The organism is Paenibacillus sp. GCM10027626, assembly GCF_042676285.1.
In the GTDB taxonomy this organism is placed as follows: domain Bacteria; phylum Bacillota; class Bacilli; order Paenibacillales; family Paenibacillaceae; genus Paenibacillus_Z.
The window spans coordinates 119,345-141,798 of the sequence record NZ_JBHTHC010000007.1 but is presented as its reverse complement, the minus strand read 5'-3'; the positions used below and the strand labels follow the sequence as shown (position 1 = coordinate 141,798).

At 49.3% G+C, this 22,454-nt stretch carries 20 protein-coding genes; 16 read left to right on the top strand and 4 right to left on the bottom strand.

Annotated features, from left to right (window positions below):
- Positions 1-9: 9 nt before the first annotated feature.
- From ACFQ0N_RS15385 to ACFQ0N_RS15360, 6 genes are all read left to right on the top strand, one after another.
- Positions 10-729 carry an AzlC family ABC transporter permease gene (locus tag ACFQ0N_RS15385; RefSeq protein WP_379327571.1) on the top strand — a complete coding sequence of 240 codons (720 nt, stop codon included), beginning with the start codon at positions 10-12 and terminating at the stop codon, positions 727-729.
- Positions 720-1,046 (top strand): AzlD domain-containing protein, encoded by a 327-nt coding sequence (locus ACFQ0N_RS15380; protein ID WP_379327569.1) that lies wholly within the window; start codon positions 720-722, stop codon positions 1,044-1,046. The genes ACFQ0N_RS15385 and ACFQ0N_RS15380 overlap by 10 nt, the downstream gene beginning before the upstream one ends.
- Before the next feature lie 127 nt (positions 1,047-1,173).
- Positions 1,174-1,614 carry a MerR family transcriptional regulator gene (locus tag ACFQ0N_RS15375; RefSeq protein WP_379327567.1) on the top strand — a complete coding sequence of 147 codons (441 nt, stop codon included), beginning with the start codon at positions 1,174-1,176 and terminating at the stop codon, positions 1,612-1,614.
- A 20-nt stretch (positions 1,615-1,634) separates the two neighbouring features.
- Positions 1,635-2,831 carry an MFS transporter gene (locus ACFQ0N_RS15370; protein WP_379327565.1) on the top strand — a complete coding sequence of 399 codons (1,197 nt, stop codon included), beginning with the start codon at positions 1,635-1,637 and terminating at the stop codon, positions 2,829-2,831.
- Positions 2,832-2,862: 31 nt separating this feature from the next.
- The gene (locus tag ACFQ0N_RS15365; protein ID WP_379327563.1) at positions 2,863-3,639 is read left to right on the top strand and encodes a GNAT family N-acetyltransferase; all 777 of its coding nucleotides are present in this window, start codon (positions 2,863-2,865) and stop codon (positions 3,637-3,639) included.
- Between the two features lie 304 nt (positions 3,640-3,943).
- Positions 3,944-5,977 (top strand): beta-galactosidase, encoded by a 2,034-nt coding sequence (locus tag ACFQ0N_RS15360; protein ID WP_379327561.1) that lies wholly within the window; start codon positions 3,944-3,946, stop codon positions 5,975-5,977.
- A gap of 70 nt (positions 5,978-6,047) precedes the next feature.
- Here the strand turns inward: ACFQ0N_RS15360 and ACFQ0N_RS15355 are convergent, their stop codons facing one another.
- Together ACFQ0N_RS15355 and ACFQ0N_RS15350 are read right to left on the bottom strand one after the other, a co-directional pair.
- On the bottom strand, positions 6,048-6,608 hold the full coding sequence (locus tag ACFQ0N_RS15355; protein WP_379327559.1) for an NADPH-dependent FMN reductase: 561 nt from the start codon (positions 6,606-6,608) through the stop codon (positions 6,048-6,050).
- 209 nt (positions 6,609-6,817) lie between these two features.
- Positions 6,818-7,711, bottom strand: a complete 894-nt coding sequence (locus ACFQ0N_RS15350; protein WP_379327557.1) for a LysR family transcriptional regulator — start codon at positions 7,709-7,711, stop codon at positions 6,818-6,820.
- A 123-nt stretch (positions 7,712-7,834) separates the two neighbouring features.
- Between ACFQ0N_RS15350 and ACFQ0N_RS15345 the strand changes: the two genes are divergently transcribed.
- The 10 genes from ACFQ0N_RS15345 (at position 7,835) to ACFQ0N_RS15300 (ending at position 21,290) form a co-directional block, all read left to right on the top strand.
- A complete protein-coding gene (locus tag ACFQ0N_RS15345) occupies positions 7,835-9,061 on the top strand; it encodes an amidohydrolase family protein (RefSeq protein WP_379327555.1) in 1,227 nt (408 codons plus the stop codon).
- A gap of 850 nt (positions 9,062-9,911) precedes the next feature.
- Positions 9,912-11,255, top strand: coding sequence for an extracellular solute-binding protein (locus ACFQ0N_RS15340; RefSeq protein WP_379327553.1), 1,344 nt, complete (start codon positions 9,912-9,914; stop codon positions 11,253-11,255).
- Positions 11,256-11,320: 65 nt separating this feature from the next.
- Positions 11,321-12,211, top strand: a complete 891-nt coding sequence (locus tag ACFQ0N_RS15335; protein ID WP_379327551.1) for a carbohydrate ABC transporter permease — start codon at positions 11,321-11,323, stop codon at positions 12,209-12,211.
- A gap of 14 nt (positions 12,212-12,225) precedes the next feature.
- Positions 12,226-13,080 carry a carbohydrate ABC transporter permease gene (locus tag ACFQ0N_RS15330; protein ID WP_379327549.1) on the top strand — a complete coding sequence of 285 codons (855 nt, stop codon included), beginning with the start codon at positions 12,226-12,228 and terminating at the stop codon, positions 13,078-13,080.
- Positions 13,081-13,147: 67 nt separating this feature from the next.
- Positions 13,148-14,968 (top strand): sensor histidine kinase, encoded by a 1,821-nt coding sequence (locus ACFQ0N_RS15325; RefSeq protein ID WP_379327547.1) that lies wholly within the window; start codon positions 13,148-13,150, stop codon positions 14,966-14,968.
- On the top strand, positions 14,965-16,128 hold the full coding sequence (locus ACFQ0N_RS15320; protein ID WP_379327545.1) for a helix-turn-helix domain-containing protein: 1,164 nt from the start codon (positions 14,965-14,967) through the stop codon (positions 16,126-16,128). Before ACFQ0N_RS15325 ends, ACFQ0N_RS15320 begins: the two co-directional genes overlap by 4 nt.
- Before the next feature lie 207 nt (positions 16,129-16,335).
- Entirely contained in the window at positions 16,336-18,699 is a 2,364-nt protein-coding gene (locus tag ACFQ0N_RS15315; protein ID WP_379327543.1) for a hypothetical protein, read from the top strand.
- A 143-nt stretch (positions 18,700-18,842) separates the two neighbouring features.
- A complete protein-coding gene (locus ACFQ0N_RS15310) occupies positions 18,843-19,313 on the top strand; it encodes a DinB family protein (protein WP_379327541.1) in 471 nt (156 codons plus the stop codon).
- 286 nt (positions 19,314-19,599) lie between these two features.
- Entirely contained in the window at positions 19,600-20,196 is a 597-nt protein-coding gene (locus tag ACFQ0N_RS15305) for a YqaA family protein (protein WP_379327539.1), read from the top strand.
- Positions 20,197-20,660: 464 nt separating this feature from the next.
- On the top strand, positions 20,661-21,290 hold the full coding sequence (locus ACFQ0N_RS15300) for a class I SAM-dependent methyltransferase (protein ID WP_379327537.1): 630 nt from the start codon (positions 20,661-20,663) through the stop codon (positions 21,288-21,290).
- Here the strand turns inward: ACFQ0N_RS15300 and ACFQ0N_RS15295 are convergent.
- Together ACFQ0N_RS15295 and ACFQ0N_RS15290 are read right to left on the bottom strand one after the other, a co-directional pair.
- Positions 21,261-21,458, bottom strand: coding sequence for a hypothetical protein (locus ACFQ0N_RS15295; protein WP_379327534.1), 198 nt, complete (start codon positions 21,456-21,458; stop codon positions 21,261-21,263). The two genes, ACFQ0N_RS15300 and ACFQ0N_RS15295, sit on opposite strands and share 30 nt — an antisense overlap.
- Positions 21,455-22,381 carry an AraC family transcriptional regulator gene (locus tag ACFQ0N_RS15290; protein ID WP_379327532.1) on the bottom strand — a complete coding sequence of 309 codons (927 nt, stop codon included), beginning with the start codon at positions 22,379-22,381 and terminating at the stop codon, positions 21,455-21,457. Before ACFQ0N_RS15290 ends, ACFQ0N_RS15295 begins: the two co-directional genes overlap by 4 nt.
- Positions 22,382-22,454 lie beyond the last annotated feature (73 nt).

Below are 22,454 nucleotides of genomic sequence, written 5' to 3'. Positions count from 1 at the left end.
GGGAAAGACATGCAAGAGAGACTTCATAGTGAACGGAGCAGCGAGGACAGTTTTCTGCAAGGGGTAAAAGACTGTATCCCTACATTGTTAGGCTATTTGAGCATTGGATTCGCGGCAGGCGTTGTAGGGAACACGGCCGGGTTAAGCGTACTTGAAATTACGTTAATGTCCATACTTATTTATGCAGGCTCTGCGCAATTTATTGTCGCTGGCATGATCGCAACGGGCGGATCTGCAGCCGCTATTGTATTTACAGTATTTATCGTCAATTTGCGGCATCTGCTGCTTAGCGCGGCCTTGTCGCCCTATTTTCGTCATCTCGCTCCTTTGAAAACGATGCTTATTGGCACGCTGCTTACAGATGAGACGTTCGGGGTTGCCATCAATCAGCCGCCGGACAAAAAGCAAATCAGCGAGAAGTGGATGCACGGCCTTAATATAACGGCTTACGTGAACTGGATATTGGCGACAATGGCAGGGGCTTTTCTCGGTCGCTGGATTGCAAGTCCCGAGAAGTTCGGTTTAGACTTTGCGCTGCCTGCCATGTTAATCGGGCTGCTGGTGCTGCAAATTGTGAATCGCAAAAAAATTTGGATTGATCTTGCAGTTGCGCTGTGCGCGGCGGCTATTGTTGCAGGAGCGAGCTATTTCTTATCAAGCAGTATGGCTGTTATAGCGGCGACGGTAATTGCGGCAACGATCGGAATGTTGGTGGGAAAATGGAAATAAGATGGCATATTATATGGATTATTATCGGCGCTTCAATTGTAACGCTCATTCCAAGAGTTGTTCCGCTTATGGTGCTTAGCCGCTTGCGGATTCCCGAGTGGCTGCTGCGCTGGTTAAATTATGTGCCGGTCGCTGTCATGGCTGCATTGGTAGGAGAGGAGCTGCTTGTAGCAGATGGAAAGCTGGATCCACTCCAAAATAAAATTGAGCTTTTTGCCGCTTTGCCCACATTTCTGACGGCTATTTTTACGCGCAGCCTGCTTGGGACAGTGATCGTAGGGATGGCGTCGATGATCTTGCTGCGGCTGCTGTTATAGCTTGAACTTTCGACTGGTAGGGTTGTCCTGATGACTCGGGACGCCCTTCTTGTTTTTTTAAAGTTAACGTTGACGTTAACGTTATACGAGGCGTATTATAAAAAATGAGCATAGGAGGAGACGAAGAATGACGGAAAAGTACAAGATCGATGAGGTGGCAAAGGAAGTCGGTTTAACGAAACGAACGATCCGCTATTATGAGGAGATCGGGTTGCTGCCGGCCCCGGTGCGCAGTGACGGAGGAATCCGTTTATATACGAAGGAGCATATCGAGCGGCTGAAGCGGCTAATTGATGCCCGCGATGTGCTGGGCTATTCCTTACAAGAACTGCAATATTATGTGGCCGTGACAGAGGAGCTGGAAAATCACAAGCAAGGGTATCGGCAGCTTTCCGAAGAGGCGGACAAAAAGCAAAAGCTGCTGGAGCTTGAGCCAGTTGTGAAAAACCAATTGGAAATGATTGAAAAAAAGCTGGAGAAGATGATGCGGATGCGGGATGAGATTCAGCATTTCTATACCCGTGTACAAGAAGGCATCGCCCGAATGAGCAAGCAGGAGAAAAAATAATATTGAGGAGCTGAAGTGTTATGGAATCAGAATCGGCCGTCCGCGGCCATCTATTGAAGCAGCCGAAGGCGGTATGGGCAGTCGGATTTGCCTGTGTTATCGCCTTTATGGGGATCGGGCTAGTCGATCCGATTTTACCGGCCATTGCTGAACAAATGAACGCTTCTCACAGCGAGGTTACACTGCTGTTTACGAGCTATAATCTGGTCATGGCGTTTGCCATGCTCATCACAGGTGCAATTTCGTCCAGATTAGGGATGAAATGGACGCTGTTAAGCGGCATTTTAATTATTGCGATATTCGCCACGCTTGGCGGAGCCTCCGACAGCATCGAGTCACTTGTAGGTTTGCGTGGGGGCTGGGGACTTGGCAATGCACTCTTTGTCGCCACTGCGCTATCTGCCATTGTATCATTATCGACGGCCGGAACTGCGCAGGCGATCATATTGTATGAAGCGGCGATCGGCCTTGGTATCTCGGTCGGCCCATTGCTTGGCGGAGAACTGGGTGCGATTTCGTGGCGTCATCCGTTTTTTGGAGTAGGCGCTCTAATGATTATTGCTTTTATTTCTTTGAGTATTATGATGCCTAAACCTAAGCAGGTCGCAAAGGTGAAGACCTCCTTGCTTGATCCGTTCCGGGCGCTGAAATACCGCGGATTGCTGGTGCTCGGGATTACGGCTCTCCTATACAACTTCGGTTTTTTTACTCTCCTGGCGTATTCTCCGTTCGTCATGCATCTTGATGAGCATGGACTCGGGTACGTATTTCTCGGCTGGGGTCTTATGCTGGCATTTACCTCCGTATTTGTAGCGCCATGGCTGCAGCGCCGCTTTGGCACGATTGCTTCCATGTGCGCCATGCTGATCCTGTTTGCACTTACCTTAGCGGCTATGGGGATTTGGACCGCGAACAAGCCGGTCGTAATTGTCGCCGTTATTATCGCCGGGGCCTTTCTCGGCAACAATAATACGTTAATTACGACTGCCGTTATGCAGGCTGCTCCAGTGGAGCGCTCTACAGCATCGGCTGCATACAGCTTTTTGCGCTTTTTGGGCGGAGCGGTTGCGCCATGGCTGGCCGGGAAGCTCGCCGAGTGGTATAATCCACATGTGCCATTTATAGTAGGCGGAGCATTTGTGCTGCTGTCTGTATTATTCGTTATCGCGAATCGCAAGCATCTGGCTCATATCGACCGGACTGGCGGAGCACACTGATTAATTGAGTTGATTGGAGCGTTGAAGATTGTTGCATCGTATATTAACGTCTGCTGAGCTCGATACTATACGGGACCAGATTGACCGAGATCAGCATTTTCTGTACTATTCCTATCTGACGGTTCGAAGACCCAATACGGTGCATTACGGGCAATTTTCCGATGACGGAGCGCTGCTGGGCGTTAAGGCATATTTGACCGGGCTGCCGTTCTACGCTTTTTCTATCTATCCGATCCTGGAGACATTTTGTCTCCGCAAGATGCAGGCGTTTATGCGCGCACAGCTGCAATTGCCCGATCAGGCGGCCGGAAATTCGATTATTAACGAAGCTGAGCTGACGATACTTGCTTCTCAGCTTGATCTGCTGCGCCGTCCAAGAAAAATACTGCTCATGAAGCATCTTCATCAGCAGGCATTGCCTCCCGTCGATCCGCAAGTTGTGCAGCTTGATGCATCTTATTATGAGCGTATTGCCGCAAAGATGGCGGTCATGCAAACGATGGCCTTTACCGAAGATGAACTGCGCTATCCCTTCCTCGGTATCATCAGGCAGGATGAGCTGATTGCAGTGGGCGGTTATCACATTTATACAGAAGATTGCGTTGAGCTGGGAAATATCGGGACGGATGCCGCCTGGAGGAGGCAAGGCTACGGGAGAAAATTGTGTGCCGAGCTGACTCGCAGGGGAAGAGCGGTTTCCCGCAGCGTGTATTTGAATGTGTTTGCTGATAATTCGGGCGCCATCCAGCTTTATCACTCGCTAGGCTTTGAAGTGGTATGCACTCAATATATGATTGAATTTTTGTGATCAAGGCTAATTTGTAGAGCCAAATGAATATAAGAGGGTGACTCTGGACTTTCTCCTTGCGGGAAAGTCTTTTTTTGATTTTATAGAATTTATATGTTTTACCTGATAAATTCTATAAAATTTCAGGGGAAGAAACTTACCTCGCACCAAGCACGGCGTCAGCCGTTTCTTCTCAGACGATGAGGTGAAATGTGGCCTGCTGCTCTTTTTTTATATCCAACGTCGCTATTTTCGCATATTCATTGCTTATTTATGATTTTACAATGGAAATATAGTTATATTACCTCTAAGGATGTGCTAAGACATGATCAATAATAAGCTGCCAAAGATCTGGTATGGCGGAGACTATAATCCCGAGCAGTGGGATGCCGAGATATGGAAAGAAGACGAACGCTTGTTCAAGCTGGCAGGCATTGATGTGGCGACAGTGAATGTGTTTTCCTGGGCGCTGAATCAGCCTGATGAAGAGACTTATGATTTCTCGCTTCTAGATGAGACGATAGACCGACTGTACAAAAGCGGCGTATACGCTTGTCTTGCCACCAGCACCGCTGCTCATCCGGCCTGGATGGCGAGAAAATATCCGGATGTGCTGCGTGTAGATTATAACGGCAGAAAGCGCAAGTTCGGCGGACGCCACAATTCGTGCCCAAATTCTCCAACCTACCGCAAATACTCCGCGCTTATGGCTGAAAAGCTGGCAGAGCGTTACAAAAATCATTCAGGGCTTGTCATTTGGCATATCTCGAATGAGTACGGCGGTTACTGCTATTGCGACAATTGTGCTGCTGGCTTCCGCCAATGGCTAGAAAAACGCTACGGTAATCTGGAGGCGCTTAATAAGGCGTGGAACACCCGCTTTTGGGGGCATACCTTTTATGATTGGGAAGACATCGTTCCGCCAAATGCACTAAGCGAGGAGTGGGATGGCAATCGCACCGCATTCCAAGGGATCTCGCTCGATTATCGCCGTTTTATGTCGGATAGCCTGCTGGAATGCTATAAGCTGGAATATGAGGCGGTAAAAAAGCATACGCCCGACCTTCCGGTTACAACGAATTTGATGGGCTTCTTCCCGGATTTGGACTATTTTGAATGGGCCAAGTATATCGACATCGTTTCCTGGGACAATTACCCAGCGCTCGATACGCCGGTCAGCTATACGGCAATGGCGCATGATTTGATGCGCGGCCTGAAGGGCGGTGATCCGTTCATGCTGATGGAACAAACGCCAAGCCAGCAAAACTGGCAAGCCTATAATTCACTGAAACGTCCGGGCGTTATGCGTCTGTGGAGCTACCAGGCTGTAGCCCATGGGGCGGATACGGTGATGTTTTTCCAGCTTCGCCGTTCCATCGGCGCCTGTGAGAAATACCACGGTGCGGTCATCGAACACGTAGGCCATGAGCATACGCGTGTATTCCGCGAATGTGCTGAGCTGGGGCGCGAGCTGGAGCAGTTGGGCGACAAGCTGCTGGATGCGCGAACAGAGTCGAAAGTGGCCATTGTCTACGACTGGGAGAATCGTTGGGCGACCGAGCTGTCGAGCGGGCCGACAATCGCTTTAAACTATGTGAACGAGGTTCACAAATATTATGATGCTTTGTTCCAGATGAATATCGAAAGTGATATCATCTCTGTCGAAGCTGATATGAGCCGGTACGATATCGTAATCGCGCCGGTCATGTATATGATCAAACCGGGCTTTGCCCAAAAGGTGGAGCAGTTCGTTGCTAATGGCGGCACATTCGTGACGACCTTCTTTAGCGGTATCGTCAATGAGAATGATCTCGTTACGACTGGCGGTTATCCTGGTGAATTGCGTTCCTTGCTCGGGATTTGGGCTGAAGAAATCGATGCACTGTTCCCTGATCAGAAAAACAGTATCGTTATGAAGCGGCCATGGGGCAAGCTGCAGGGACAGTTTGAATGCGGACTTCTTTGCGATCTGATTCATGCAGAGGGCGCTGAAGTGCTGGCGGAGTATGGTACTGACTTTTACGCAGGCATGCCGGTTCTGACAATGAATCATTTTGGCAAAGGAAGAGCGTATTATGTAGCAAGCAGTCCGGAAGTAAAGTTTCTGCAAGGCTTCCTGGCCAATCTTTGCGCAGAAAAAGGTATAGAGCCGTTGCTTGACGCACCTGCGGGCGTTGAGACCGCACGAAGGGTGAAAAATGACAAGGAATACTTGTTCCTGCTCAATCACAATGCTGATGCGGCGGCCGTTGAGATCGGAGCAGAGGCGCGGCAAGAGCTGCTGAGCGGTGAGATGCTGTCAGGAGCTGTGACTGTGCCGGGGCGCGGTGTATTTATTCTGGAGCGTTCGAGAAAATAGATCAATTGTGAAGGGCTGATTAGCAAGCGGTGTTGAACCTGACTTGCAGATCAGCCCTTTGTTGCTCGTTTTAGCTGTTTCTCAGGCTTTTCAAAGCGCCGCCCCAGGCGATGACCTGATCCAGCATAGCGGTTACTGATCCTTCATGATGCTGGGCCGGCTTGAAGACGCTGAAATTTTCAAAATCCGTAAACAGGGAAAGAGACACTTGCGCCCGTACGCCGGCAACTTGCAGCTCGGCCATAATTAGACGCAAGTTTTCAATTGCCCGCGAACCGCCCAGGCTGCCATATCCGACAAAGCCGGCAGATTTGTTGTTCCATTCGTTGTATAAGTAATCAATCGCATTTTTGAGTGCTCCGGATGTTGCATGGTTATATTCCGGCGTAACAAAAATATAGCTATCGAAAGTAGCAATTTTTTGGGACCATCGTTTTGTATGCTCTTTGGAGTATTGTCCCATAGAAGGCGGAACCGGCTCATCCAGCAGCGGCAGGTTAAAATCTGCAATGTCCACCAATTCAAATTCGGCATCTGTCCGTTTTTGCGCCAGCTCATATACCCAGCGGGCAACCGCCTCTCCATTGCGTCCCGGACGCGTGCTTCCAACAATAACTGCTACTTTGATCATCGCTTATTCCTCCATATTTGGGTATTCAATGATAGACTTTACATAAAAAGTACATCTTATAAGTCGGCAGCAATTAAAAATGATAACTGGATTCTTTTTTGGCTGGAATTTTTCGCCCCTTCCTCGTATATGAAAATTAAGTATCTTAAAGTAAAGATAAATCATAAAGCAGTGTTTGTCAATCGTCTTAATTTTAAGGTATCCATGCTTCACGACCGCATATGATTTCCTGCTGTTTTGAATAAATCGACAAAATTTTGGGCAGCCATAGATAAGCAATGATTTTTTAGCCATATTAACCCAACCGGGGCAGACAGCTCCATCGCACTGGAAATTTTTTGAGCATGCAGTGCATAGCCTTTATGCCGTTTAAGCATCGTTTCCGGAACAATCGACGCGCAAAAATCAGAAACGATTAAATCCAATAAAAGCGTAATATCGGAGCATTCGCCGACAATGTTGGGCTGCAGATGGAACCGGGAAAATGCCTCCGAAATTAAATAATGCACGCCGAGTCCCTCAGTGCTTGGCAAAATGAGTGGATAACTTTCGATGTCAGCGAGCGCTACTTCATGAGCGAATGGCTGCTGTTTTTGGGATGTAATCAAGTAAAATGGTTCGGTATAAAGATGAAGCACTGAAAAATGAGCCAAATCAAGCGGCAAGCGAATGAGCGCTAGCTCTACAACCCGGTCTCTCACTAGTTGGCATAGATGAGCCGACTCATTTTGCTGAATTTTATAAGTGACCTTTGGGTATTGTTGGCGAAACTGATGGAGGACTTCGGGCAATTCGGCAACTGAAAATGTATTGATGCCTATTTTTAGACTGCCGTTTACCCCGTTTCCAACTTCTTTCACTTCAAGTTTGGCCTCTTCCATGAGTTGATCCATCTGCAGGGCATATTTATACAAGGCTTTTCCGGCTTCCGTAATTTCTAGATATTTTCCGCTCCTTTCGAATAATTTTGCCCCGAGTTCATCTTCCATTGTTTTTAATTGCTGACTTAAAGGCGGCTGAGAAAGATGGAGTCTTTTCGCGGCAGCGGAAATCTTCCGCTCCTCTACAATCGCTATAAAATATCGCAGTTGTCTGATATCCACGTCTGATTCACTCCCCATATTTAATATATGAAAAACATAAGTAAATCCTATGATTTATATATTATACGTATAGTTAATGACATGTTATCATATTTGTATGCTGGGAAAAAGTGAGGGATAATCATGACGGATAACGCTTACTGGTTAACGAATGTACGGTTAGAAGTCGGCTTTCGCTATGAAAATGGCACTATTGCAGGAACTGAAACGGAGAGCTTTCATATAAGCATCGCAAATGGAAAAATAAAAGAAATAATTTTAGCGGATAACCGATTAGAAACCAATTTGCCAAAATGGGATATGAAGCATTGTTTAATGCTCCCCTCGTTTAGAGACATGCACATCCATCTCGATAAAACATATTATGGCGGCCCCTGGAAAGCGCCGACGATTCCCGTGAAAGGCATATTGACAAGGCTGGAGGAGGAGCGGGAGCTGCTTCCGCGTTTATTGCCTGTTGCCAGAGAAAGAGCGGAAAAAATATTGGACCTGCTGCTTCATTCAGGATCGACCCGCATTCGGACCCATTGCAATATCGATCCAATAATCGGATTAAAAAATCTGGAAGCAACGCTGCAGGCTGTGGAAGCCTATAAAGGAAAAGCTGCTGTTGAAATTGTCGCTTTTCCGCAGCATGGCCTACTGCGAAGCCAATCCGTATCGCTTGTGAGAGAAGCTTTGCGCAGCGGCGCATCGCTCGTTGGCGGCGTCGATCCTGCCACAATTGACGAAAATATTGAGAAATCATTGCAAACCGTGATGGAGCTTGCGGTAGAAGCCGATGCGGACATCGACCTTCACATTCATGATCCGGGTCATCTTGGCATTTTTACGTTCAAGCGACTGGCCGCTTTGACCGAGGAGGCCGGATGGCAGGGAAGAGTGACGATCAGCCATGCATTAGCTTTTGCCGATATTTCGCCGCAGGAAGCGAGTGAAGCCGCAGAGCTGCTGGCGCAGCAGGGCATTTCGATTACATCGTCAGTTCCGCTTGGTAGAACGATTCCGATTCCTCTCCTGCAGGAAAAAGGAGTACAGATATCGCTCGGTGACGACAGTATTATGGATCACTGGTCGCCTTTTGGCAAAGGAGACAGCTTGGAAAAGGCGGGGACGCTGGCGCAGCGCTTCGGCTTAAGCGATGAGCGCTCACTGGGGCAAACTTTAAAGTTTATTACAGGAGGCATCACTCCCTTAAACAAAGAAGGGACACGCATCTGGCCAAATGCGGGTGACGACGCCGATGTCGTTTTCGTAGATGCAAGCTGTTCAGCCGAAGCAGTTGCCAGGCGAGCAAGAAGAGTAGCGGTATTATTCAAAGGAAATCTGGCAGCCGGAGCGCTCGCATGATTGGATAAGGAAGGATGAATCCGATATGAATCCTGCGTGCGGCTGCCATGTAGATCAAGGCGATCCAATTTATTACCGGAGGCAAAACGCCGCAAGCTGGGGACGAAGCGAGCTTCGTATTTGTCCAAGCTTCGTGCTCAGCAGCAGCCGTTGCCAGAAGAGCGGAGCGTCCAACTGCCTTGTTCAATAGAATAACCTATAGAGGAATAGCCGCCAGTTCGATGAACTGGCGGTTTTTATCAAACGTTGAGGATTGGGCCTAACGAACCTGAGACACGCTATTGGGCAATAAATCGGCTTGTTCAAAGTGTAACGAACCTGAGACACGTTATTGGAGGAAAAAAGGTGGGAAAGCAGCCGATTTTCGATGAATAACGATCGGTAGATTCGTTACAGCTCACACTGCTCCATTTTAAGCCGAATAAGGGTTGTCAGGTTCGTTAGCGGGCAGAGCAAGATTCCAATCTAAAGAAAACACACCTGATCTCCAAAGTTACCCGCATTGTAAAGGTTTTCAAATAAAATGATAATAAAGTCAAGAGGCAAGCGGACACAGGATCCGTTATTTACTCAAAAAAGGGGCCATTCTGAGCTTTCACGGACACACGATCCGTTATTTCTTCATTTTGCATCGTTTTCGGGATGATCAGTGGCCAATAACGGAACCACGGTCCGCCGACCTGCCATTTGGCCCGTTTGTTCACAGATAACGGAACCAGGGTCCGCTCAGGTCCGCTTCATGCACTTTCCAAAGAAAAACGCAGTAGGCGTCACCGCCGGACACAGTCCATTATGAATTGCCAGCCTCGAATGATCAATACCGAACCTTAAACTGAAGGGGGATCTCGAAATGAATCAAATGAAAAATGTGCTGAAGGTTGCACTGGCAGGGTCACTCGCGCTCAGTCTTGCGGCATGCGGCGGCGGAAGCAAAGCATCCGACAATACAGGTGCCGCGAATACTGGAAGCAAGGAAGGCGGTTCGAATACAGGCAAGCAGCAAAATATAACGATCACGTTCCAAAACATTTATCCGGATCCGACCGATCCGAAGAACGGCATGATGAAAAAGATCGTGAAGCAATATGAGGATGAACATCCGAATATTACAATTGAGCTTGATTCGCTGAACACCGACCAGCAAAAGCTTAAGCTGAAAACGCAGGCCGCATCCAAGGAAGTGCCGGATATTACGGTTGTTAACCCGGCAGCGCAAATGGAGCCGTTCGTTAAAGCGGGACTGTTCGCGCCGCTTAATGATATGGTGGAAAAAAACGGCCTGAAGGACACATTCCAGGAAGGAATCCTAGACTGGTATACCTTTGATAACAATTTGTACGCTTTGCCGGACGGCAACAATATCGGCGTCGTTTACTACAATAAAGAACTGTTCGACCAGGCAGGCGTCAAGGTGCCTTCGACCTTCGAGGAAATGGTCGGTGTCGTGAAAACATTGAAGGAAAAAGGGATTCAGCCAATGGCAATCGGCGAAAAAGATACATGGACCGGCTCGTTCCTCTTTATGAACATGCTGCTTCGCACGAATGGCCCCGGCTTCCTGCAGGATGTGCTTGACGGCAAGAAAACGTTCCAGGACCCGGCATTCACGGAAGCGGTCGATGCGTTCCAAAACCTCGTGCAGGCGGGCGCATTCCAGGAAGGGGCTACATCGTTCGACTATAATACGGGCGAGAACCTGTTCAAGACGGGCAAAGCGGCGATGTACTACATGGGAACATGGGCGACCGGCGGTATTGAAACGTCCTCTGTCAACGGCAAAGTTGGCGTATTCAAGTTCCCGACTATAAACGGCAAGGGCGACCCGAATGAATTTATGCTGGCGCCGGGAAGCGCATTTGCCATTTCCGCAAGCAGCAAGCATTTGGAGGAAACAAAAGACTTCCTGAACTACTTCATGCTTAACTTCCCGAAAGAAGCGTTTGAAGTGAAGGGTGCAATAGGCCTGGCGCAAAAGGTGGAAGGCGATTTTAAAGCGGCGGGATATTCGGATATGGCGATGGACGTACTGAACCTGTTCAAGGAAGTGAAGGGCGGCGATCTTGCCTTTGACAACACGATGAATCCGGGAACGGCGCAAGTGCATCTGACCAGCATTCAAAATCTGTTCGTACAGAAAAAAGAGGCTGCCGATGTTGCCAAAGAGCATCAGGATGCATTTGAAGCAAATAAATAAATGACCGGTGCGCCAGGGAGCTCGGAGAAGCTCCTTGGCCGCCTTTCAATTAGGAGGCGCGCGAGATGAATGTACTAAGAGTCTCCAAGCTGACGATAGCGCTGTTCGTGCTGCCATGTCTGCTGCTCTACTTTTGCTTGGTGTTTGTACCCGTTCTGATTTCCATGTATAGCGGCTTGCTGGATTGGAACGGTATCGGCGAATCTGCATTTGTCGGCTTGCAAAATTTTAAAACGCTGTTTTTCCATGATCCGGTCTTCTGGCCGGCGGTTCGCCGAACTTTGATGTTCGCCGTCTTTTCGATGGCGGAGATTCCGGTGGCGCTGTTTATTGCCGTGCTGCTTAACCGCTTCATCAAAAAACCTAACTTTCTCGTTTCCAGCTATTTTCTTCCGGTTATTTTGTCTGTTGTCGTCATTGGCCAGCTGTGGAAAACGATCTATAATCCGGCATCGATGGGCGGCATGATCAATCAGGTGCTGGAAGCGCTGCATTTGCAGAGCTGGACGCACTCCTGGCTGACGGAGCCGGGCATCGCGATGTACAGCTTGTATTTTGTCGCCTTGTGGCAGTATTTGGGCTACCATACGCTTATTCAATTTACCGGTATTCAGAATATTCCCGCAGATATTTATGAAGCGGCCAAAATAGATGGAGCCGAAGGGCTGAAAGCGGACTGGCACATCACGTTCCCAATGAATATCCCGATCTTCAAAATTTCGATCGTACTTGCCTTTATCGGCTCGCTTCAAGCATTTGACATGGTCATGGTGATGACGGGCGGGGGGCCTGCCCATGCGACAGATGTCATCTCGACCCACATGTACAATATGTCCTTCCTGTCGATGAAATACGGCTACGGCAGCTCGATCGCCGCATTCCTAGTTGCGGTATGCCTGATTGCCACCGTTGTAATTAACTACGTATTTAACCGTCTAGAGCGGAAATACTCGTAAAGGGGGAAGCGCCTATGTCTTTAAGCAAAAACGGGCGTTCCGCATTTTATCCCATTGTCAAAGCATTGGTCTTCCTGCTGCTTGGCATTCTGTTTGTCACGCAGGTGTATCCGCTCCTCTGGCTGCTGATCTATTCCTTGAAAAGCAATGAGGAGATTTTATCGGGCACCTTTTTCGCGCTGCCGGCTTCGCCGCAATGGGCGAACTTTACCGATGCGATTAAAGCGGGCAGCTATTTCCGATATTTGCTAAACAGCGTGATGGTCACGAGTATTACGATGGTTTGCGTGCTGCTATTAAGCTCGCTGGTCTCGTTTGCCATCAGCCGCTTCCGGTGGCGCTACGGTCAAGCGGTAATGGTCATCTTTTTGATCGGGATGATGATTCCGATGCAGGCAACGCTGCTGCCGCTCATGATTATTTTCAAAAATATCGGCATTTTGAATACGCATTTATCGATTATTTTACCGTATATCGCCTTTCAAACGCCGATCGCCGTCTTTATTTTAAGCGGCTTTATGAAGTCGATTCCGCATGAAATTGAAGAGTCTGCGGTGATTGACGGAGCGGGCGTGTTCCGGATTTTCCGCAGTATCATCATTCCGGTATCTGTTCCACCGATGATGACCGTCTGTATTTTGACCTTCATCAACATCTGGAACGAATACATTATGGCGGCGACCTTTATTTCGTCGGAGCGCCTCAAAACGCTGCCTTTTGGCGTTTACAGCTTTGTTAGCCAATATTCGGTCAATTACGGGGCAATCGGTGCTTTTCTGGTGCTTGGCGCGCTGCCGGTCATTCTCATTTACTTTTTACTGGCTGATAAAATTACAAAAGGCATGGTCGCTGGAGCGGTTAAAGGTTAATTCCTTAGCCGCTCCCGCTTTATGGTAAAATAGGAAGCACGAAATACAGCAGAGGAGGAGAGCCAGGATGCGTTCCAAACGAAATCATTCGATCCGTAACCGCTTGTTCTGGCTGTTTTTGGCCGCCATGATGACGCTCCTCATTCTGGTCAGCGTGCTTTATTACCGAAAAACGACGCAAGTGATCCAAACGAAAATCAGCGATCTGGCCGAGAAAAACTTGTCGCAAACCGTTGGTCTGTTTGACCTGCTACTTGAGGGGCATTACAGCATTTCCAAAGCGATCAACAGCAATTTCGAGCTGCTGCGTTTGTTGGAAGAGCGCGAGCAGGAAACGAATATCGTAACCAGCGTCAACATGGAGCGGATGATTACAAATATTATGGGCGCTGTTTTTTATTCGCGCAATGATATCGTCGGCATTCATATCATTACGAATAAAGGGAAAATGTATAATTATGAAAATCGCTTTGCCGGTGTCGGCGGCAAAGATTATGCTTCTGCGGACTGGTATAAAAAGCTGAAGGCTTCGCGCGGCGAAATGGTTTGGCTTGGCCTGTCCGAAGGCTCGCTCATCAACAGCATGCAGAAGGAGCCGGTGTTTGTATTCGGGCGGACATTGTTTAATTTGACTGACTACAGGCCGATCGGCATTGTATTGATCGAGATGGAGCCGGATCCGATTATGGCGGCTTTGTCCAATGTGACCATAAGCCCGAATAGCCGCGTCTATTTGGTGGATCAGGATAATCGGGTCATTACTTCTACGGCCCGCGGCGCCGAAGCGCTGCCGTCATTCGCCGGGCTGCCGAAGCCGGCAGGCGATGAAATCGTCATCGACAGCCAGTCCGACCAGCTGGTCGTCTCCGCCAAAACGGCAGTGACGGACTGGACGATCTTCGGGCTGACGCCGATGACGGACATTAACGCAGAGCTTGTGCAGATGAAAAAGGATCTGATTATTGTCATTGCGGCGGTTATCGTGCTGTCTACTCTGCTGGCCAGTCTCATCTCGCGCAATTTATCGTCGCCGCTCAAGCTGCTCATTCGCGAAATGAAAAAAGTAGAAATGGGCAATTTTACAGGCTCGGTCAATGTCCGATCATTCGATGAAATTAACAGTCTGGTCGCCTCCTTTAACCGGATGGTACAGCGGATGGATGAGCTGATCGAACGGATTAAGCTCGCTTCGCTCAGTGAGAAGAATGCTCAGCTGCAGGCGCTGCAGTCTCAAGTCAATCCGCATTTTTTGTTCAATACATTAGATATGATTTACTGGATGCTGGACGAAAAGGAAAATGACCGTCTTGGCCGGGTCATTCTCGCACTTTCCCAAATGTTCCGCTACAGCAGCGACTGGGGAGAAGCGTCGAGGGCGACGCTGCGTCAGGAGCTGGAGCAGATGCGTCACTATTTGACGATCATCGAAAACCGGCTGAGCAGCAGAATGCAGACGGAGATCCATGCGGATCCGCAGTGGGAACATGTCCTTCTGCCCAAAATGACGCTGCAGCCCGTCATCGAAAATGCGGTGAAATATGGGCTCGAGCCGCTGGATCGTCCGGGTATGCTGAGCGTTCAGGTGGAAGCGGACAAAGCGGCCAAGGAACTGCGCGTCATCATTGCCGACAACGGGATCGGTATCGACGAAGAGACACTGCAGCACCTGAACGGGCTGCTGCAGTCCGCAGAGACTGGGAAGCAGGAGGAAAAGCTGCAGAGCGGAGACGGCAGGGCGCGGCAGGGCATCGGACTGCAAAATGTTCACCGCAGAATTGTGCTGATGTACGGCGAGCCATATGGCTTGCGCATTAAAAGCAGGCCCGGTGAGGGCACATCTGTAACGATTGTGCTGCCATTGTGGGAGCAAGGGGGAGAAGGCGTATGAATATTCTGATTGCCGATGATGAGACGGTAATACTGGAAGGGCTGCAGCGGACGATCACGAGCCGCTTTCCCGAGCATCAGACTTATTTGGCCGTCAATGCCGAGGAGGCGGTAACGATACTGCGCGCCCAGCGAATCGATTTGGCGCTGACGGATATTTTAATGCCGGGGATGTCCGGGCTGGAATTGATGAAGCTGTCCCGCAACCAATATCCGCGTATTCGCTGGGTCGTCATCTCAGCCTACTCCGAGTTCAGCTACGCACAGGAAGCGGTCCGGTTAGGGGCAAAGGATTATTTGCTCAAGCCGATCGGCAAGGAGGCGGTCATTCAGCTCGTAGAGAGGATGGGAGAGGAAATAGCCCGGGAGCTGGCGATGACTGAGGAAGAGGAAAGGCTCGCCATAAACCGCAAATATGTGCGGGAAGCGGTGTTTCAGCGCTGGTCGTCGGGGCTTGATATCGGCTGTTTCGATATGAAGCCTTTGATGGAAAGCTATCCGCATTTCTATCTCGTGCTCGTTAGGATGGATACAGATAAAACGGCTCAGCTGGAACATTTCATGATCGAGAATGTTATGAGTGAGCTTATCGATCGCTATGGCAGCGGATTCGTCACCGTTCATTCCAGCAAAAGCCTGCTCGGCCTCGTGTCGCTGCAAACGGAGCATGCACTGCAGGAGCTGATCGAAGAATTGCGAAAGTATTTGGTAAAAATGCTGCGCGTACCGTTTCAAATTTTACATACGGCGCGGATCGAGGATATTGGGCTCGTGCCGGATGAGGTTCGGCACATGTATCAGGCGTCCAGCTCGCAAATGTATGAAAATATTGCCAGCAGCGGCGACCAGCTGATTGAGGTGGCGCAGCAATATATCCGCGCCCATTTAGTTGAAGATTTGTCACTGGAAAAGGTAGCCTCCGTCGTCTATTTGAATCCCGCTTATTTGAGCCAGCTGTTCAAACAAACAACCGGAGAAGGCTTCAAGGAATATGTGATCAGGCTCCGTCTGGAGCATGCGAAGCAGCTGCTGCAAAATCCGCAGCTGAAGCTGGCGGAAATCGCGGAAAGAAGCGGCTATCACGATCTGCGCCATTTTTCGCAGCTGTTCCGCAAAAAATTCGGCCAGACGCCGACGGAATACCGCAGCAGCTTGCAATGAGTCTCAAATTGATCGCCAGCGAAAGCACTACTCGGGCGCCCGGAGAATACGACAATGTTGTATTCTCTGGGCGCTGTTTTGTGTTTTTCACTGATTCGGTATTGACATATTTTTTTGGTTGGAAATATAATCAATACATCAATAATAAATTAATTAATGGAGCTGGAGAGAAAATTACTCAATAAAAGCAGAAGGCGGGAAGCAATTATGAAGAACAACGATCGAAATGAGACATCAGAGCTAGGAAAGACACTAGATAATGTACATCAGATGGATAATGACTCTGATGATGGGAATCAATTGAACACCAATCGCCTTTCCCGTCGCCGGATGCTGCAAGTATTGGGCGCTGGCGGTATTTTACTGGCCGGGCAGACACTTATTCCGAAGCTGAGTTTCGCAGAGGCTGCTGCAAAGGAAAATAAGGATGAAGGCGGCACCCAAGGCTCAATGCTGCAGACGTCAAATTTGAAAGCGCTTTTAGATTTGCCGCCCGGACAGCAGAAGGCGGGGACGATCGTTTACGTTGCAGGCTACAACACGCCAGGGGATGGCGGCGGAAAGTTTGTCTATTGGGCGGCCTCCAGCACGAAGGCCGATAACGGGGGAACGGTACATCAGCCTGCGAAAGGAAACGGACAGTCCGGGCGCTGGGAAGTGATCCATCAGGGCGTGGGCGATTTTCGCTGGTTTGGGATATTCGGCCCGGAGCGGAACGCGGACGATGCGCTGGATGCCATGGTAAACGACTCTGTTATTCATCGGATCGAGGCGCATACCGATTTGAATTTTGTCCGCCGTCATCGTTTTAACCGCAGCAATATCGAGCTGGATTTTGGCGGTCATATGATGACAACGGAGGGAATTGAGCTTAACACGCTCGATAATCCGTTCGGCGCTGTGCTCTTTTTCCAAGGTGTGCCGACAGGTGCGACGATAACGTCAAATCTTACAAAAGAAATCGCAGAAGGAAGCGATATTCTTGAAGTGCCGTCTTCAGCTGCCTTCCAGATTGAGGATTGGTGGGTCGTGCAACTCAGCAACAATCCTGGCGGCAAAGCCCAGCGGGAGCTGGATTATTTGCTGAAGGTTACGGAAATTATTGACGGAACGCATATCAGGGTCAACTATAAGGCAGGCTGGCCGATTGCTGCAGGCCGCACACTGACCTTCAAGAAGATGAATCCGGTCTTTCGCGCTCATGTCCGCAATATGCGTTTCACCGGAGTTCCGGTACCTCCGTCAACCTCGACAAGCGTTCGTCCGTTTGAAACCTGGGACCAAATTGGCTCCAATCCGGTCGCTTATGAGTTTGCCGTCGAATGCGACGTCTCAGGTATCCGCGCGACCAAGGTATTCTGGCCAGTCATCCAGCGGCGTTATTGCTCCCATTATGTGACTGCCAGCTGCGAGCTGATTAATCCGGAGGAGCGTGACTGGGGCGGCACCGGCTATATGACCCAGCAGCTCAATGTTTTATATGGCCATGTAAAGGATTGCAATACGAGCAATGCGCGGCATTTGAACGATTTTACTTGCGCTGCTTACTGTATGGTTGAAAATTGCCATGGCGACGGCGACGATTACGGCCCATTCGTCACCCATGGCCAGTATGAGCACGATTTGGTCTATATCGGCAACTCCGGGCTGATGTCTTTTGCCAACAGCGGCACCAACTGGGGCGACAGCGCCAAAAGAATTACGGTTAAAAAGCATATTGCGACGCGCATCGTGGCGCATAAGAAGCTGACTGATCTGACGTTGGAGGATTGCCATGCTGTTGTGAAGGAGGGGCTGGCCAATTCGGGCTCAATCTGGGCAAATGTCGACGGCTTGCAGATGAGAGGCTGTACGGGGGCGCAAATGATTACGCTTTCGCAGAGCTCTGCATTATCCAAGCGGAGAAATGTGCTGGACAGCTGCTCCTTCGGCATGGTGAGCGGTTATGAAATTGCCCGCCCGATTCGCAGTGATGCGGTCGGCAATTTGCCGGTGCAAGGGAATCTGCATATTACAAATTGTGAGTTCCACAATGTAGAGGACGTAAATATCGGCAGCATTAACAAATTGACACTTACGAATTGCCGGTTTTATGGCACATCGCCGGCAACAGGCCGGGTGCGGGTAGGCAGTAAGCATATCACAATAACGGGCGGTGAATTCAGCGATTGCGGCTTTGTATTGACTGGCGCATGGGACAAGACAAAGACCGGCATTGCCGATCAGAGCGTTACAGTTGGCGGCGGCGCGGAATTCAGCGGATCGACCGGCGAGCGGGCGTTTATCAAAAGTGTGGATCCGAGCAATGCCGTTACGCTCAGCTACGGCAGCTGCACGAGTGCGGCAGCAGACGGCAGTATGGCGCATTTTCAGCTGGAGGGCGGGTCGTACCGTTTGCAGGCGGTCGGAGCTCGTTTTCAAGGCGGTAAATATATAGCGGCAGAAAACGGTTTGCAGGGCGATGGCTATTTCTTCATAACAGGCTGTATTGAGCAGGGTGTTGACCGTTCCTCGCTCCCTGCCGAAAATGAGACAACAATTAAGCACAGTGCGGGAAATATGCAAATCTAGCAAATAGACCGGTCATTATTTACAGTTTGAAACTTGCCTCCGAGTTGGTTAAAATATACTTATAGTGCGTGTTCAAAAAATTCAAAAGACGACTTTTTGAACAACCTCTTATATTTATATATGCTGCAGATGGAGGGGATGGAATGTACCGTAAACCGGAAGATTTCCTGGAAGATTGGGCGATGTCGGCGGATGGAACGCTAGCTGTTATGAAAGCAATTACAGATGACAAGATGGATGTTGCAATTGTGGAAGGGCACAACTCCTTGGGGTGGCTCGCATGGCATTTGGTTAGCGCCGCAGGATTTTTTGGACAGTTCGCCGGCCTGCAGGTTCCCGCGCCTGGCAAGGATACGCCAATGCCTGATAATATGGCAGCCATCATTGCTAAGTACGAGGAAGTAGTCGAGGCTTACAAGAACGAAGCGGATAATCTGACGGAAGAGAAGCTGACTGCAGAGATGGATGGCTTCCAAGGTCCGGTTGCGCGCGGCAAGTTTTTGCGCATGCTGATCGATCATCAGACGCATCACCGCGGACAAATGACCGTACTGCTGCGTCAAGCCGGTCTTCCTGTGCCGGGTATTATGGGACCGACCAAGGAAATGTCATAATTACATAGTTGCTTGCATGAAGCGAAGAGGTTTGGGGTTGCTCCCAAGCCTCTTTTTGCGCTTAATAATGGCGGCTTGAAGCCGGAGGGAGGGAGGGAACCGTTGCATGCATTGCCGAAGAACTCGACCATAGTCCAGCCCGTTTTCCGACGCCGGTCGGTATTGGAAAGAGCTTTGTCTGCATTAATATGTAATCATGTGCAGAAAAAATTGAGGTGAAGATAATGGACAGAAAATTACATGACAAGCGGCCAGAAAGCGTTATCTACATGAAGAAGGCCGTTTAATGGGGACGGTCGTTGAGTTTTTTCAGGCATTTGGTGCTGGCGGAATGTTTATCCATGCGATGCTCGACGCCATTATATTGCCGATTCCGGCTTTCTTTTTGCAGGTATCGCTTAGCGCGTTGAATCCAGAAACGGCCATCTGGCTGGCAACGGTGGGCTATATCGGTTGTTTGCTTGGAACGCCAGTAGGCTACGCGATTGGCAAAAAATCTGGAAACCTCCTGCTAAACCGGGTGATGAAAAAGAAATGGCTGGACGCTGCGACAGACATGTTCCGGAAGCACGGCGAAGCGGCGATTATGGTGGGCTCCTTCACGCCGATTCCGTTTAAGCTGTTCACTATTATGTCGGGCGCGATGAATTATCCGCTGTGGAGGCTGCTCTGCTATGCCGCGATTGGGCGGGCAGTGAAATTTTATGCCGTAGGCATTTTGTTCTATATATATGGCCGGGCCGCGGAGAGCATGGTCGGTCATGGGCTGAGCGTCACTTTGCTAGCCGCTGGGGCGGTCATTGCGGCCATATGGTTTATCGTGCGCAGCATTCGCAATCGAAAGAAGCAGAGCGAGAAGGCCAATCAAGCGGAGGAAGTGTAAAAGTAGAGCGATTTTACGGGGCTGTCCAGCAGAGTGAGAAACTTTGCGGATAGCCTCATTTTAGTGTGCGTGCAGAATATATGAGCAGATGAATAGAAAGGACTGGAAGTTTTGGGACAAGTATTTTATACTATTATATGTGAATGATTGATCATATAATATAATTCATCTCAAGAGGCGGACCTGAACGGACCCTGGATCCGTTATCTGTGAACAAAACAGCCGAAACGACCTGCTCGCGGACCGTAGATCCGCTATTGGCCTCAAATCATCGATAAACCCCAGCAAAATCGGCAAATAACGGATCGTCTGTCCGTGAAACCTCCGAATGAGCCGGGATTCGACAAAATAACGGATCCTGTGTCCGCACGCCTCTGGCTTAGCCGTTTATAGCCGGCTCCTTAAACAAGTCAAGGCGATTCCCTTATAGCAACTGAAGGAACTAGGGAAAGGCAGTGTGTCAAATGAACAATCAATGGAACAAGCTGATTTACAAGGCGTGGGCGCCTATATACGATAGGCTGTTTGACTCGTCCCGGTTTCGCCGCGCGCGGGAGAGGGTCTTCCAAAAAGCGGGAATCCGAGACGGCAGTCGGCTCCTGCTTGTCGGGGTAGGAACTGGCGCGGATCTTCAGTTTCTTACGGGTTTAAACCTGAAGATCACAGCGATTGATCTGTCCAAAGATATGATTGCCCAAGCTCGGAGCAAGGCTGGAACACAGGACATACAATTTCTCGAAATGGACGCCCAACAGCTCGCTTTTTCCGATCATCAGTTTGATGTCGTTATTGCAAACCTGATCTTATCAGTCGTTCCGGATGCCAATCAATGTTTTGACGAGATTGTTCGGGTAACAAGGGAAGACGGACAAATTATCATTATGGACAAATTCGCGCCTCAGAGTGGAAAACTGCCTCTGGGAAAGGCGCTTCTGCGTCCGATTATCTCGTTGTTCGGCACGGATATCGGAAGAAGTTTTGAACAAATAATAAGCCGGCATCCGGAGCGAATTCACGTTGAACATGATGAAGGCGTAATGCTGGGCGGCATGTACAGAGGGATTTTATTGAAAAAGACCGGACAGCGTAAATAACAAGGAAATGCCGAGGCAGAACAGCCCGTATAATGCAATGACGGCCATGCGGATTCTTGCAGTTCTGTACGCCTCGGCGTTTGTCACGAGATGGAGCGAAAGGCCTGATACGAGCAGAACCAGCGTGAGCAGCAGGCAATCCCATAAATTCGGTACGGTGGTATTCATTCTCCTTTGCCAAGTTGACATTTGGCATGCTTTTTGTAGTAGAGCGGAGTGACGCCGGTATGCTTTTTGAACATTCGCGAGAAATGCGTCAAGTGGTTAAAGCCGACATGGAAGCAAACATCGGTGATGCTCATATCTGAACTGAGCAGCATTTCCATCGATTTGCGCAGACGCAAGTCGATTAGGTATTCCTGGAATGATTTCCCAGTGTATTGCTTGAACAAGTCGCAGAAGTACGTTCTCGACATGAACGCATGCCGGTAAATGTTCTCCAGCTTGATATCCTCTTTGTAATGATCGTGGATGTACTTGATCACACCCTCCATAATTTCCTTATGCCGCCGCATCTTCCCGTCCAGCTGGGCCAGCGGCGCCCGCTGCCATTCCCTGAGCGTCAGCCCGATTAGCATCAGCAAGCTGCCTTTGATCATCAGTTCAAAATTCGGGCCTTGCGTGTTATATTCCAGCAGCATGCCTTCGAGCAGCTGCTGCACCTGCAAGTCGGCTTCTCCGCTGAATGCGACCTTGGAATGCAACCGGTCCTCGTCCAGGAACAAGTATTCAAAGGATTCGTTGAACTGGCCGTTGATGAAATGGGGCAGGAATTCACAACCGATTATTTCCGTTTCATGATCCGGCTTCATATTCACCCTATGAACGACAAAAGGAGGAATGACGTACAGGTTGCCAGCGATCATTTTATATTTTTTCTGATGAATGGTATGGATGAGTACGCCTTTTTTCACATACCAGATTTGAACATAGTCGTGTTTGTGATCCCCCGGGCTGGGGTATTTTTGCGTAACTTTATACAGCTTGAACGGGATGTTCTTTTTCATTTCCAGTCGGGAGTGGAAGACCCTGACTCCATCTTCGTAGTACTCCAACATACCGTTGACAACCAACTCGGAAATGCTCATCATGGATCACCTCAAAAATGTAGTTTTTATCTTCATGTCTCCAGATCGCAACCAAAAATGAAAGCAATCCCCTGAA